Below are 13,269 nucleotides of genomic sequence, written 5' to 3'. Positions count from 1 at the left end.
ATCTCCCCGGGGCCGATAGGATTCGCACATGGCGGCTACAGGAACGACTGCATCCGGGGAGTCGGCGTTCTACGTGACGACGCCGATCTACTACGTCAACGACGCCCCGCACCTGGGCCACGCCTACACGACCGTCGCGGGCGACGTGCTCACCCGCTGGCACCGCCAGCGCGGCGAGAAGGTGTGGTACCTCACCGGCACGGACGAGCACGGTCAGAAGATCATGCGAACGGCCGAGGCGAACGGTGTGACGCCCCAGGAGTGGTGCGACAAGCTCGTCGAGGACGCCTGGAAGCCGCTCTGGGAGCACCTCCAGATCGCCAACGACGACTTCATCCGCACCACCGAGCCGCGCCACACCGACCGCGTCCAGGAGTTCGTGCAGGACCTGTACGACAAGGGCGAGATCTACAAGGGCGGGTACGAAGGGCCCTACTGCGTCGGCTGTGAGGAGTACAAGTCGCCCGGCGACCTGCTGGAGGGCGACCTGTGCCCGATCCACAAGCGCCCGGTGGAGTGGCTGAAGGAGGAGAACTACTTCTTCAGGCTCTCGGCGTACGGCCCGCGCCTGCTGGAGTTCTACGAGCAGAACCCGGACTTCGTCCAGCCCGCCTCGGCGCGCAACGAGGTCGTGCAGTTCGTGAAGCAGGGCCTGCAGGACCTGTCGATCTCGCGGTCGACGTTCGACTGGGGCGTCCCGATCCCCTGGGACACCAAGCACGTCATCTACGTGTGGATCGACGCGCTGCTCAACTACGCCACGGCCGTCGGCTACGGCTCCGACCAGGCGAAGTTCGACGCCACCTGGCCGGCGAACGTGCACCTGGTCGGCAAGGACATCCTCCGGTTCCACGCGATCATCTGGCCCGCCATGCTGATGGCGAACGACCTGCCGCTGCCGGGACGCGTGTTCGCCAACGGCTGGCTCATGGTCGGCGGCGAGAAGATGAGCAAGTCCAACCTCACCGGCATCTCGCCCCGCGACCTGACGAGCCACTTCGGCGTCGACGCCTACCGCTACTACTTCCTGCGGGCGATCCCGTTCGGCCAGGACGGCTCGTTCTCCTGGGAGGACTTCTCCGCCCGCTACACCTCCGAGCTCGCCAACGACTTCGGCAACCTGGCGTCCCGGGTCGCCGCGATGATCGGCAAGTACTTCGACGGAGCGCTGCCCGGGGCCGAGGACGCCGGTCCGGCCGAGCAGGCGATCGCGGACGGCCTCGCGGCGGCCGTGGCCCAGGCGGACACCATGATCGGTGACAACCTGGACTTCGCCGGCGGCATCGGCGCGATCTTCGACTTCGTCAAGCAGGTCAACGGCTACCTGAGCGACCAGGCGCCGTGGAAGGTGGCCAAGGACGACTCGCCCGAGGGGCAGGCGCGGCTCGCGACGATCCTCTACACGGCGGCCGAGTCGCTGCGCGCGATCGCGGTCCTGCTCCACCCGATCATGCCGGCCACCGCCGAGAAGCTGTGGGCGTCTCTCGGGGCGGAGGAGCACCTGGGCGCGCTCGCCGACCAGCGGATCGCCGACACCGCGACCTGGGGCAGGCTGCCCGCCGGGGCGCGGGTCGTCAAGGGCGAAATCCTCTTCCCGAGGCTGGAGAACGCCTGACCATGTCGCGAGAGCGTCCCGCACCGCCCGAGGCGTTGCCGGCGGAGGTGTTCGACAGCCACTGCCACCTGGACATCATGGTCGGCAACCGGCAGGCGTCCTCGGGCGACCCGGTCGCCCTCGCCGCGCAGGCGGCCGGGGCGAGCATCGAGTCGATCCTCGCCGAGGCGAAGTCGGTCGGCGTGACGCGCCTGGTGACGGTCGGATACGACCTGCCGTCCTCGCGGTGGAACGCCGCGGTGGCCGGTGCGCATCGGGACGTGTACGCGGCGGTGGCCATCCATCCGAACGAGGCGCACGCCGCCACGCCCGAGGTCCTCGCCGAGATCGAGGACCTCGCCCGGCTGCCGCACGTGCGGGCGGTGGGGGAGACCGGCCTCGACTACTTCCGCGACTGGGCGTCCAAGGACGACCAGCACGCCAGTTTCCGCGCGCACATCGAGATCGCCAAGCGGACCGGCAAGGCCCTGGTCATCCACGACCGCGACGCGCACGACGACGTGCTCGACGTGCTGGCCGACCAGGGCGCCCCCGATGTGGTGGTCTTCCACAGCTACTCCGGTGACGCCGAGATGGCCAAGCGGTGCGTTGACGCCGGTTATCACATGTCGTTCTCCGGCCCGGTGACGTACAAGAACGCCGGATATCTGCGTGAGGCGGCGGCGGTGGCCCCGCCCGAGCTGATCCTGGTCGAGACCGACGCGCCCTACCTGCCGCCGACGCCGCACCGGGGCAAGCCCAACGCGCCCTACCTGATCCCGCTCACGCTCCGCTGCCTCGCGGAGGTCAAGGGCATGGACGTCGCCGACCTCGCCGCCCGGATCACGGCCAACGGCGAGACCGTCTTCGGTGCCTGGTAGCGCGGGAGACACTGGACGCATGAGTCTGCTCGGGCCGGTCGAAGTGCGTGCGCTCGCGGAGAAGCTGAACATCCGGCCGACGAAGAAGCTGGGGCAGAACTTCGTGATCGACGGCGGCACCGTCCGCCGGATCGTCCGGCTCGCCGAGGTCACGCCGGGGGACGTGGCGATCGAGGTCGGGCCGGGGCTCGGGTCGCTCACCCTCGCCCTGCTCCCCGAGGTCGCCGAGGTCGTCGCCGTGGAGATCGACCCGGTGCTGGCGGAGCAGCTGCCTCTGACGGTCGCCGAGCGGGCCCCCGAGGTTGCCGGCCGGCTGACCGTGGTGCACGCCGACGCGCTCAAGGTCGGGCCCGCCGAGCTCGGGGCCGAGCCGACCGTGCTGGTCGCCAACCTGCCGTACAACGTGTCCGTGCCGGTCGTGCTGCACCTGCTGGAGGTGCTGCCGTCGCTGCGGCGCGGGCTGGTGATGGTGCAGTCGGAGGTCGCCGACCGGCTCGCGGCGGCGCCGGGGTCGCGCATCTACGGCGTTCCCTCGGTGAAGGCCGCCTGGTACGCCGACGTGCGCCGGGCCGGGCCGGTCGGGCGCAACGTCTTCTGGCCCGCGCCGAACGTCGACTCCGGCCTGGTCTCGCTCGTACGGCGGGAGCCGCCGACGACGACGGCGACCCGCGAGGAGGTCTTCGCCGCCGTCGACGCGGCCTTCGCGCAGCGCCGCAAAACGCTGCGCGCCGCTCTCGCCTCCTGGGCCGGTACGGCCGCCGCCGCCGAGGAGGCGCTGGTCAAGGCCGGGATCGCCCCCTCGGCGCGCGGGGAGCAGTTGCGGGTCGAGGACTTCGCCCGCATCGCCGAGCAGCGGGCCGCCGCAATCTCCTAGGTCACACGGCCTCCTACGCCGCACGTGCGCGGCCTCCCGGGTCGCGCGGCTTCCTGGGGTGCACGGCCTCCTGGGTCGCGCGGCAGGGGTCGCGGCCGGTCGCGGGCGGATCAGGACACGGCCGGATCAGAACACGGGGACCGGCCGGCGGCCGAGGTAGGCGAGCAGCCTGGCCACGTCGCCGGCCTCCTCGCCGGGCTCGAGAGCGGGAGCGTACGCGCCGTAGGCCCGCAGCGGTTCGACGATCCGGGTGGCGACCTCCATCAGCGGCCGGGCCATCTCGGGGGTGAGCGGCGAGGGCCGCCCTGTGGCCACGGCGATGTCCCAGGCGTGCACCGCGGCGTCGAGCGCGCACGCGCCGGCCGCGAGCCAGGCGGGCAGGGGACCCTGCGGAAGCGGCACCGGCACCTGCTCGGCGGCGTCGTCCACGGTCGCCCACGCGCCGGCCGAGGCGTCGAGCGCCGCGGCGAGATACGCCCCGGGGTCGCCCTCGATGCGGCCGGAGGGGGAGAAGGGGTCCTCCGACGGCCACGGCCCGCCCGTGATCGCGGCGGCGTAGGCGATCTGGTCGCCGGTCGCGTGCTGGAGCACCTGGGTGACCGACCACTTCTCGCACGGCGTCGCGGCGTCCCATGCCTCGGCCTCGAGGCCCGCGACGGCGTCGCGCAACGCGTCGTGAGCCTGGGTCAGCAGGGTCCGCCAGCTCGCCGTCGTGGTCTCGTTCATCCGCGCTTCCTCTCCACTGGAGAACGGAATGTTCCGTTCCGTGAATCTCACTCTATCAGAACGGAATGCTCTGTTCCACTGCTACGGTGACCCCATGCCGAAGCAGACGAACGACCAGGGCTCCGCCGGTCTGGCCGGACGGCGGAGCCAGGCCGCGCGCAACGACGCCGCCATCCTCGACGCCGCAAGGGAGGTCTTCCTTGCCGATCCCAAGGCGCCGGTCTCGGCCGTCGCGGAACGGGCCGGGGTCGGCATGAGCGCGCTCTATCGGAGATATCCGGGCAAGGAGACCCTGCTGTGCACGCTGTGCCATGACGGGCTGCGCCGCTGGATCGAGGAGGCGGAGGCCGTCGAGGCGGAGCCGGACGCCGGGAAGGCCCTTGTCGTCTTCCTCGAGCGGATCGTCGACGCCGACGTGCACTCGCTCACGGTCCACCTCGCCGGCACGTTCACGCCGACCGAGGAGATGGGACGTGACGCGCGGCGGGCCGCGGAGCTGATGGGCCGGCTGGTGGAGCGGGCCCACGCGGCCGGACGGTTGCGCCGGGATGTGGTCGCCGACGACATCGGCCTCGTGCTGGAGGGGTGCGCCGCCGTCCGGATGCCCGACCCGGAGCGTACGCGGGAGCTGCGGCGGCGCTTCCTGTCGATGGTGCTCGGCGGCTTGACCGGGCCCGATGCGGCCGCCCTCCCCGGCCCGGCTCCGGAGCCCGGCGAGCTGAACTGGCGGTGGCGGCAGTCGGGGTAGACGGGCCCGGCGCTGCTCCCCCGGCGTGACGTGAAGGGGTGACTTTGACGTGATCGCCAGATGATCCGTTCCATCGGTTGAATGTGATTTGGGTCACATGAAGAAAGCGTGTCGATCTGTTGCGCTCTGTCACGGATCGGCATCGGCGAAACCTGTGATCAGCGAAAACGTGGTGATCGGTCGCAGGGTGCCGATGACGGCGAGGGTCGCGATCTTGACATCAAGATCGGACTAACGGCCACTGAAGTGGTCACAACTCCCGAAATCTCAGATAGCTTTTAGCCGTCCTTTACTGACGGATGGGGCGCGAGTGGCGCCCGACGATCAGACCAGGGAGTAGTAAGTTGAAGCGCACCCTCACCCTCGGTGGCATCGCGGTCGGCCTGCTGGCATCCGCGGCCGTCGCCGCCCCCGCCCACGCGGACTCCGTTCCGCACGACACCCTGGCCAGCACCAACTTCGCCGCCAAGCAGGTCGCCGCGTTCTGGTACGGCCAGAACAAGGCCAACCTGGTCAACGCCACGCCGTACGCGGTGGAGACCACCCTTCCCACCAAGCACGTCTCCTCGGGCGGCGCCTCGGCGGACAGCAAGGCCGGCGTCGTCGGCTCCAGCGGTGACAAGAAGGCCACCAGCGGCACGTCCAAGAACGTCAACCTGCCGAAGACGACCGGCAAGGTCTTCTTCATCGGCGCCGACAAGAAGCCGCACTGGTGCTCGGCGACCGCCGTGCAGAGCCAGTACAAGAACCTCGTCGCCACGGCCGGTCACTGCGTCTACGACACCGAGAGCAACAAGGCCACCCTCGACAAGTGGGTCTTCGTCCCGGGTTACTACCAGGGCAAGACCCCGTGGGGCATCTACGTCGGCAAGACGGCCTACACGCACTACGACTTCGACGTGTATGAGGACGGCGACCGCGACTACGCGTTCGTGACCGTCTACAACGGCGTGCTGCCCACCAGCGCCTCCGGCAAGAGCTATGACCGCACCTACGAGACCTCCCGCGAGGCTCGCTGGGCCAAGGCGAAGCTCGAGAAGGACAAGGCCTACTCCAACGTGGAGATCCGGCCCGTGGTCGACACCGAGCACGTGGTCAAGGAAGGCACCCGCGACTCCGAGAAGGTCTACGTCAAGCGGGACGAGTGGAAGAAGCTCAACCCCGAGGGCACCGCCGCGGACGGACCCTTCAAGGAGGGCACCGGCGTCACGGACAAGGAGTACCGCTTCAAGCCTCGCGGCTGGGAAGAGGGCAAGCAGTCCCGCGACGGCAAGGCCTTCTACATGAAGAAGGGCGACAAGTACGTCGTCCGCACCTACTGGATCAACTACGACGTCGACTACCGCCTGTCCGGCCGCGCGCTGTCGATCGGCCTCAAGGACGTCGGCACCCTCGGCTCGAACGTCGGTGGTCAGGGCCTGGCCTACAACCAGAAGGTCGGCGCGGGCATCTTCGTCTTCGGTTACCCGAGCGGGTCGCACCCGGACGGCAACCACGCCTTCAGCGGCAAGACCCTCAAGTGGAGCTACGGCAAGACCTTCAAGGCGGCCGCCCCGTCGATGAAGGCCGAGGAGCTCGTGGGCATCAAGTCCTCCTTCACCGGTGAGGGCGCCATCGGCTCGTCCTGGCTCTACCGCTACAGCAGCACGAAGCGGCTGGGTTACCTCAACGGTGTGACCATCGCGGTCTCCGACACCGACGGCAACAACCGCATCGACACCAGTGTCTCCCCGTACTTCGACGGTGAGACCCTGGCCGTCTACAAGACCGCCGCGAAGAACTGGTCCGGCAAGATCGTCTGATCCGCAGGCACGACGTGAAGGGGGCCCGGCACCACGCCGGGCCCTTTTCTCATGCCCGGACATGGACGACCCGCCCCCGTCCGTGGACGCCCGCTGAATATCCGGAGGGGCGAGTGACGCTAAGCTCGGGTCTCATGCCGAGGCACAGCGATCACGGCACGGTGACGAGTGACGACGACGCGAGGCGGTGAGCGGGCGATGAGCGCGATCACGGTGCGGGTGCCGGCGAAGGTCAACCTCCAGCTCGCGGTCGGCCCGCTCCGCGGGGACGGCTATCACGACCTGGTGAACGTCTTCCACGCGGTCTCGTTGTTCGACGAGGTCACCGCCGCCGAGCCGGCCGAGGGGGACGCCTGCGCCCCCCCGCTGCGGGTCAGGGTCGAGGGAGACCTCACCGGTCAGGTGCCGGTGAGCGACGACAACCTCGCCGTGCGGGCCGCCAGGGCGCTGGCCGACCGGGCGGGCCGTTCCTACCGGGCCGACCTGCTGATCCGCAAGTCGATTCCCGTGGCGGGCGGCATGGCCGGGGGGAGCGCCGACGCCGCCGCGGCCCTGGTCGCCTGCAACGAGCTGTGGGGCCTCGGCCTGCCGGTCGAAGACCTGATGGAGATCGCCGCCGACATCGGCAGCGACGTGCCGTTCGCGCTGCTCGGCGGCACCGCCGTGGGCACCGGACGCGGCGAGCGGCTCGCCCCGCTGGAGACCGGCGGGGTCTTCCACTGGGTCTTCGCACTCGCCGACGGGGGGCTGTCGACCCCGCGGGTGTACGGCGAGTGCGACCGTCTGCGTGAAGAGGCGGGGATGGCCGCGCCCCACCCCGCGGTGAGCGAGGAACTGCTCACCGCTCTGCGCGAGGGCGACGCCGAGACGCTGGGCCGGGCGCTGTCCAACGACCTCCAGCCCGCGGCGCTGGCGCTGCGTCCCTCGCTCGCGGGCACGCTCGCCGCCGGTCGCGAGCACGGCGCGCTCGGCGCCCTCGTCTCCGGATCCGGCCCCACCTGCGCCTTCCTCGCCGAGTCGGCGGAGCGGGCGGAGGAGCTCGCCGCCCTTGTCAAGGACGTCGACGGCTGCCGCTCCGTCGTCACCGCGCACGGCCCGGTTCCCGGGGCGACCGTTGCCGGTGCGGGGGCCGGATAAGCTTTACCAGCGATGAACCTGGTCAATCTGGAGTCCGTCTCCCACGCCTTCGGGCCCAAGCCACTGCTCGCCGACGTCTCCCTCGGCCTGGAACAGGGCGACAGGATCGGCGTCGTCGGCCGCAACGGCGGTGGCAAGACCACGCTCATCTCGATCGTGGCCGGGACGTTGAAGCCCGACAGCGGCCGGGTCACCCACACCCGTGGCCTGCGCGTCGGCACGCTCTCCCAGCGTGACCAGTTCGACCCGGACGCCGCCGTGCAGGACATCGTCCTGGGCGGCCGGGCCGAGCACGAGTGGGCGGGCGACCCCGCGATCAGAGAGATCCTGGCCAATCTGCTCGGCGACATCGACCTGTCCGGCGCCGCGGGCGCGCTGTCGGGCGGCGAGCGGCGCCGTACGGCACTGGCCCGGCTGCTGGTCGAGGAGCACGACCTGCTGATCCTCGACGAGCCGACGAACCACCTCGACATCGAGGCCATCGCCTGGCTCGCCGGGCATCTCGTCCAGCGCAAGTCCGCGCTGCTCGTCGTCACCCACGATCGCTGGTTCCTCGACGCCGTCTCCACCCGGACGTGGGAGGTCGTGGACGGCTCCGTCGAGCGGTACGAGGGCGGTTACGCGGCGTACGTGCTGGCCAAGGCCGAGCGGGCGCGGATCGCGCAGGCCGCGGAGGAACGCCGGCAGAACCTGATGCGCAAGGAGATCGCGTGGCTGCGGCGCGGACCGCCGGCCCGGACCTCCAAGCCGAAGTTCCGGATCAACGCCGCCGAGGCGCTGATCGCGAACGAGCCGCCGCCGCGGGAGACCGTCGAGCTGCTCGACTTCGCCTCGGCGCGGCTCGGCAAGACCGTCTTCGACCTGGAGGACGTGACGCTCCACGCGGGCGGCCCCGGTGACGGACAGGGCGCCGGGCCGCTGGTGCTCGACCACTGCACGTACCAGTTCGGCCCGGGGGACCGGATCGGGCTGATCGGGGTCAACGGCTCGGGCAAGTCGTCGGTGCTGCGCCTGCTGTCCGGCACGGTCGCGGCCGACTCCGGCCGCGTCGTGCGCGGCAGGACCGTACGGCTCGCGCACCTGTCGCAGGAGCTCGGTGAGCTCGACCCCACGCGCCGGGTGCTGGAGACGGTCGAGGAGATCCGCAAGTACGTCCAGGTCGGCAAGAAGGAATGGTCGGCCTCCCAGCTGCTGGAGCGCCTCGGGTTCCGGGGCGAGGCCCAGTGGAAGGTCGTCGGCGACCTGTCGGGCGGCGAACGGCGGCGGCTGCAGTTCCTCCGGCTCATCATGGACGAGCCGAACGTGCTGCTGCTCGACGAGCCGACCAACGACCTCGACATCGAGACGCTCACCGAGCTGGAGGACCTGCTCGACGGCTGGCCGGGCACGCTGGTGGTGGTGAGCCACGACCGCTACTTCCTCGAGCGGGTGGCCGACCGCTGCCTCGCGCTTCTCGGGGACGGCAGGCTGTCGATGCTGCCGGGCGGTGTGGACGAGTATCTCGACCGGCGCGCCCGCGGCGCGGCCGTGTCGGCCCGTGCGGCGACCGCGGCCAAGGCGGCCCCGGCATCCTCCACGGCACCCTCCGCGGGGCCTTCGCCCGACGGCGGTGCGGCCGCGCCGAAGGCTGGACTGTCGGCCAAGGAGCTGCGGGAGCTGCAGAAGGAGCTGAGCCGGCTGGAACGGCAGATCGATCGGCTCGGCGAGCGGGAGGCGCAGCTGCACGGCGAGATGGCGGAGGCGGCGACCGACTTCGAACGGCTGGCGAAGCTCGACGCCGAGTTGCGCGAGGTCGTCGCGCAGAAGGAGTCGGTCGAGCTCGAGTGGATGACGGTGGCGGAGCGCCTCGAGGAGCAGTAGGCCACGTCACGTCGCCCGGCCGTGTCCCGGTGCCGGTGACGCGAACGGAAAGGGGGCCCGGCGTGACGCCGGGCCCCCTTCGCGTGGTGCCGGTGGATCAGACGATCTTGCCGGACCAGTTGTTCGCGGCGGTCTTGTAGACAGCCAGCGTCTCGCCGTCGAAGTACGGCGACACGTTGGTGTCGATCCGCTTGTTGCCGTCGGTGTCGGAGACCGAGATGGTCACACCGTTCAGGTAACCGAGCCGCTTGGCGCTGCTGTAGCGGTACAGCCACGGCGAGCCGATGGCGCCCTCACCGGTGAAGGAGGACTTGATGGCCACGAGCTCCTCGGCCTTCATCGACGGGGCGGCCGCCTTGAAGGTCTTGCCGTACGCCCACTTGAGCGTGGTGCCGCTGTAGGCGTGGTTGCCGTCCGGGTGCGACCCGCTCGGGTAGCCGAACTCGAAGACGGCGGTGCCGATCTTCTGGTTGTAGGCCAGGCCCTGACCACCGACGTTGGACCCCAGAGCGCCGACGTCCTTGAGGCCGATCGACAGCGCGCGGCCGGTCAGGCGGTAGTCGACGTCGTAGTTGATCCAGTAGGTGCGGACGACGTACTTGTCGCCCTTCTTCATGTAGAAGGCCTTGCCGTCGCGGGACTGCTTGCCCTCTTCCCAGCCGCGGGGCTTGAAGCGGAACTCCCGGTCGGTGACGCCGGTGCCCTCCTTGAAGGGTCCGTTCGCGTCGGTGCCCTCGGGGTTGAGCTTCTTCCACTCGTCCCGCTTGACGTAGACCTTCTCGGAGTCGCGGGTGCCTTCCTTGACCACGTGCCGGGTGTCGACCACGGGCCGGATGCTCAGGTGGGAGTAGGCGCTGTCCTTGTCGAGCTTCGCCTTGGCCCACTTCGCCTCGCGGGAGGTCTCGTAGGTGCGCTCGTAGCTCTTGCCGGAGGCGCTGGTGGGCAGCACGCCGTTGTAGACGGTCACGAACGCGTAGTCGCGGTCGCCGTCCTCGTAGACGTCGAAGTCGTAGTGCGTGTACGCGGTCTTGCCGACGTAGATGCCCCACGGGGTCTTGCCCTGGTAGTAACCCGGGACGAAGACCCACTTGTCGAGGGTGGCCTTGTTGCTCTTGGTGTCGTACACGCAATGGCCGGCGGTCGCCACCAGGTTCTTGTACTTCGACTGGACCGCCGTGGCGGAGCACCAGTGCGGCTTCTTGTCGGCGCCGATGAAGAAGACCTTGCCGGTCGTCTTCGGCAGGTTGACGTTCTTCGTGCTGGTTGTGGCCTTCTTGTCACCGCTGGAGCCGACGACGCCGGCCTTGCTGTCCGCAGACGCTCCGCCGGTCGAGACGTGCTTGGCGGAGACCGTGGTCTCCACGTTGTACGGCTTGGCGTTGCGGAGGTTGGCCGCACGCTCGCCGAGCCAGAAGGCGGCGACCTGCTTGGCGGCGAAGTTGGTGCTGGCCAGGGTGTCGTGCGGAACGGAGTCCGCGTGCGCGGGGGCGGCGACGGCCGCGGACGCCAGCAGGCCGACCGCGATGCCACCGAGGGTGAGGGTGCGCTTCAAGGGTTGTTCTCCTTGGTCTGTCGGGGGCACAAAGTACGCCCACACGTCAGTAAAGGGACGGTAAGAAAGTTATCGGAGGAGTCAGGCGGAAAGTAGCGCTGAGAACCAGACCGTCTGCATGCCGGTAATGATCAAGGGCGGATCCGAGCCGGAACGCTTGCCGCGTTTCCGCTGATGAGGTGCTGATTTTGAGAGCTCGCGATCACGCGGAGTAACTGATCGTTTAGCGGCAAAATGTGATGTAAATCACAGTAGCCGGATGGAACCGAGCGCCCAAGTGATCACGTCTGATTTCGCCCGTACAGGTGCCGATCGAGGCCCGGGAGACGATCCTCGGCGGGGTGCGAAGCGCGGAGAGATCCCGCACGGTGGCCCTCCAGACGCGGAGAGCCGGCAGCACGAGGAGAGCCGGCAACACGGGGAGCGGGAGAACGGGGAGGGCCGGAGACGGGGGATCGGGAAGGGAGGCGGGGAGCGCCGAAAACGGGAGAAGGGCCCGGCCGCACGCGGCCGGGCCCTTGCTCAGTGGTGCCTCACGAAGCGTCAGACGACGCCGAACGCTGTCAGACGATGTTGGCCGAGGGTGTGGCGGCCGCGGTCTTGTAGACGGCCAGGGTCTCACCGTCGAAGTACGGGGAGACGCTGGTGTCGTACCGGTTGTTGCCGTCGGTGTCGGAGACACCGATGGTGATGCCGTTGAGGTAGCCGAACCGGGTCGCGTTGTTGTACTTGAACAGCCACGCGGAACCGGACGCGCCCTCGCCGGTGAACGACGACTTGATGCCCTGGAGGGCATCGCCCTTCAGCGCCGAAGCCGTGGCGGGGAAGGTCTTGCCGTAGGTGTACTTGAGGGTCTTGCCGGTGAAGGCGTAGTTGCCGTCCGGGTGCGACCCGCTCGGGTAGCCGAACACGTAGGTCGGCTGGCCGACCTTCTGGTTGTAGGCCAGACCCTGACCGCCGACGTTGTCCCCGAGCTTGCCGACGTCCTTCAGGCCGATGGTCAGCTTCAGGCCGACGACCTGGTAGCCCTTGAAAACATTCGCCTTGAACGTCCGGCTGAAGTACTTGTAGTGGTTGTTCTCCTTCACCCGCCAGAACAGGGTCTTCCCGTCCTGGCTGATGTAGGAGTCCTTGTTCGACCTGTACTCGTCCGGCCTGACGCGGTCATTGATCTTGTCCGCGGACGTCAGGGGAGCCCACTTGCCGTCGGGGTCCGTCAGGTCCTTGCCCTTGTTCCAGGACTGGAAGTCGGCGACGGTGACCGGAACCTCCCGGGCGCGACGCGAGAGCGTGTTGACCTCCACGACCTCGAGGTTCGAGAGAGCGGTGGTCTTGTCCTTCGCGAGCTGGTCTTTGGCCTTGTAGGCGTCCCACTTGTTGCTGTAGAGCCGGGACTCGTACTTGCCGCCGCTGGTGCCGCCGTCCGTCGGGAGGACGCCGTTGTAGACGGCGACGAAGGCGTAGTCGAAGTCACCGTCGCCGTAGGTGGTGAAGTCGAAGTGGGTGAACGCCATCTTGCCGACGTAGATGCCGTACGGCGTCTTGCCGTTGTAGTAACCGGGGACGAAGACCCACTTGTCCATCAGGTCCTTGTCCTTCACCGTGTCGTAGACACAGTGACCGGCCGTGGCCACGATGTTCTTGTGCTGCGACTGCAGGGCGGTCGCCGTGCACCAGTGGGGCTTGTGGTCGGCGCCGATGAAGAACACCTTGCCGGTGGTCCGCGGCAGGTTGACGTTCTTCGACGTGCCGGTGGTCTTCTTCTCGCCGCTCGACGAGACGACGCCGGGCTTGGTGTCGGTGATCTCTTTGGGCATCGTCGACACGTGCTTCACGGAGACCTTGGTCTCGGTCCCGTACGGCGTGGCGTTGACCAGGTTCGCCATCTTCTGCCCGAACCAGAACGCGGCCACCTGCTTGGCGGCGAAGTTGGTCTCGGCCAGAGGCTTGGAGTGGGGCTTGCCGTGGCCACGGTCGGCGTGCGCCGGAGAGGCGATCAGGGCGGAGGCCAGCAGGCCGGCCGTGACGCCGCCGATCATGAGGGTGCGCTTCAAGTGCTCTCCATGGTCTGTCGTGAGGCGCGACTTTGCCTCAA

Annotated in this window: 10 protein-coding genes; 7 read left to right on the top strand and 3 right to left on the bottom strand. The window is 69.1% G+C overall.

The genetic code is table 11. The features are described from left to right. Nucleotides 1-28 precede the first annotated feature (28 nt). Genes metG through rsmA form a run of 3 tightly spaced genes read left to right on the top strand, consistent with a single transcriptional unit; the run spans nt 29 to nt 3,349 of the window. Nucleotides 29-1,615, top strand: a complete 1,587-nt coding sequence (metG, locus tag ACQPZZ_RS35880) for a methionine--tRNA ligase (protein ID WP_432926438.1) — start codon at nt 29-31, stop codon at nt 1,613-1,615. A gap of 2 nt (nt 1,616-1,617) precedes the next feature. Beyond that, complete coding sequence (locus tag ACQPZZ_RS35875; RefSeq protein WP_363643759.1) at nt 1,618-2,475, top strand: TatD family hydrolase; 858 nt, start codon at nt 1,618-1,620, stop codon at nt 2,473-2,475. A 19-nt stretch (nt 2,476-2,494) separates the two neighbouring features. Continuing rightward, the gene (gene rsmA / locus ACQPZZ_RS35870; RefSeq protein WP_432926436.1) at nt 2,495-3,349 is read left to right on the top strand and encodes a 16S rRNA (adenine(1518)-N(6)/adenine(1519)-N(6))-dimethyltransferase RsmA; all 855 of its coding nucleotides are present in this window, start codon (nt 2,495-2,497) and stop codon (nt 3,347-3,349) included. Nucleotides 3,350-3,475: 126 nt separating this feature from the next. Here rsmA and ACQPZZ_RS35865 read toward each other — a convergent pair whose 3' ends face one another. Beyond that, nucleotides 3,476-4,075 carry a TIGR03086 family metal-binding protein gene (locus ACQPZZ_RS35865; RefSeq protein ID WP_432926434.1) on the bottom strand — a complete coding sequence of 200 codons (600 nt, stop codon included), beginning with the start codon at nt 4,073-4,075 and terminating at the stop codon, nt 3,476-3,478. 94 nt (nt 4,076-4,169) lie between these two features. On the opposite strand from ACQPZZ_RS35865, the gene ACQPZZ_RS35860 reads away from it, so the two are divergent. From ACQPZZ_RS35860 to ACQPZZ_RS35845, 4 genes are all read left to right on the top strand, one after another. Beyond that, the gene (locus ACQPZZ_RS35860) at nt 4,170-4,823 is read left to right on the top strand and encodes a TetR/AcrR family transcriptional regulator (protein ID WP_432926432.1); all 654 of its coding nucleotides are present in this window, start codon (nt 4,170-4,172) and stop codon (nt 4,821-4,823) included. A gap of 344 nt (nt 4,824-5,167) precedes the next feature. Further along, nucleotides 5,168-6,625 carry a trypsin-like serine peptidase gene (locus ACQPZZ_RS35855; RefSeq protein ID WP_432926430.1) on the top strand — a complete coding sequence of 486 codons (1,458 nt, stop codon included), beginning with the start codon at nt 5,168-5,170 and terminating at the stop codon, nt 6,623-6,625. Nucleotides 6,626-6,823: 198 nt separating this feature from the next. Continuing rightward, entirely contained in the window at nt 6,824-7,762 is a 939-nt protein-coding gene (locus ACQPZZ_RS35850; RefSeq protein ID WP_363643794.1) for a 4-(cytidine 5'-diphospho)-2-C-methyl-D-erythritol kinase, read from the top strand. A gap of 12 nt (nt 7,763-7,774) precedes the next feature. Continuing rightward, nucleotides 7,775-9,622, top strand: coding sequence for an ABC-F family ATP-binding cassette domain-containing protein (locus ACQPZZ_RS35845; RefSeq protein ID WP_432926428.1), 1,848 nt, complete (start codon nt 7,775-7,777; stop codon nt 9,620-9,622). A 97-nt stretch (nt 9,623-9,719) separates the two neighbouring features. On the opposite strand, the gene ACQPZZ_RS35840 is transcribed toward ACQPZZ_RS35845, so the two are convergent. Then, nucleotides 9,720-11,174: a trypsin-like serine peptidase gene (locus ACQPZZ_RS35840; protein ID WP_432926425.1), complete on the bottom strand. Its 1,455-nt coding sequence runs from the start codon at nt 11,172-11,174 to the stop codon at nt 9,720-9,722. 563 nt (nt 11,175-11,737) lie between these two features. After that, entirely contained in the window at nt 11,738-13,228 is a 1,491-nt protein-coding gene (locus tag ACQPZZ_RS35835; RefSeq protein ID WP_432926423.1) for a trypsin-like serine peptidase, read from the bottom strand. Between the last annotated feature and the right edge of the window lie 41 nt (nt 13,229-13,269).

Source organism: Microbispora sp. CA-135349 (genome assembly GCF_050947365.1).
In the GTDB taxonomy this organism is placed as follows: Bacteria; Actinomycetota; Actinomycetes; order Streptosporangiales; family Streptosporangiaceae; genus Microbispora.
This window is presented reverse-complemented; position numbering and strand designations above follow the sequence as displayed.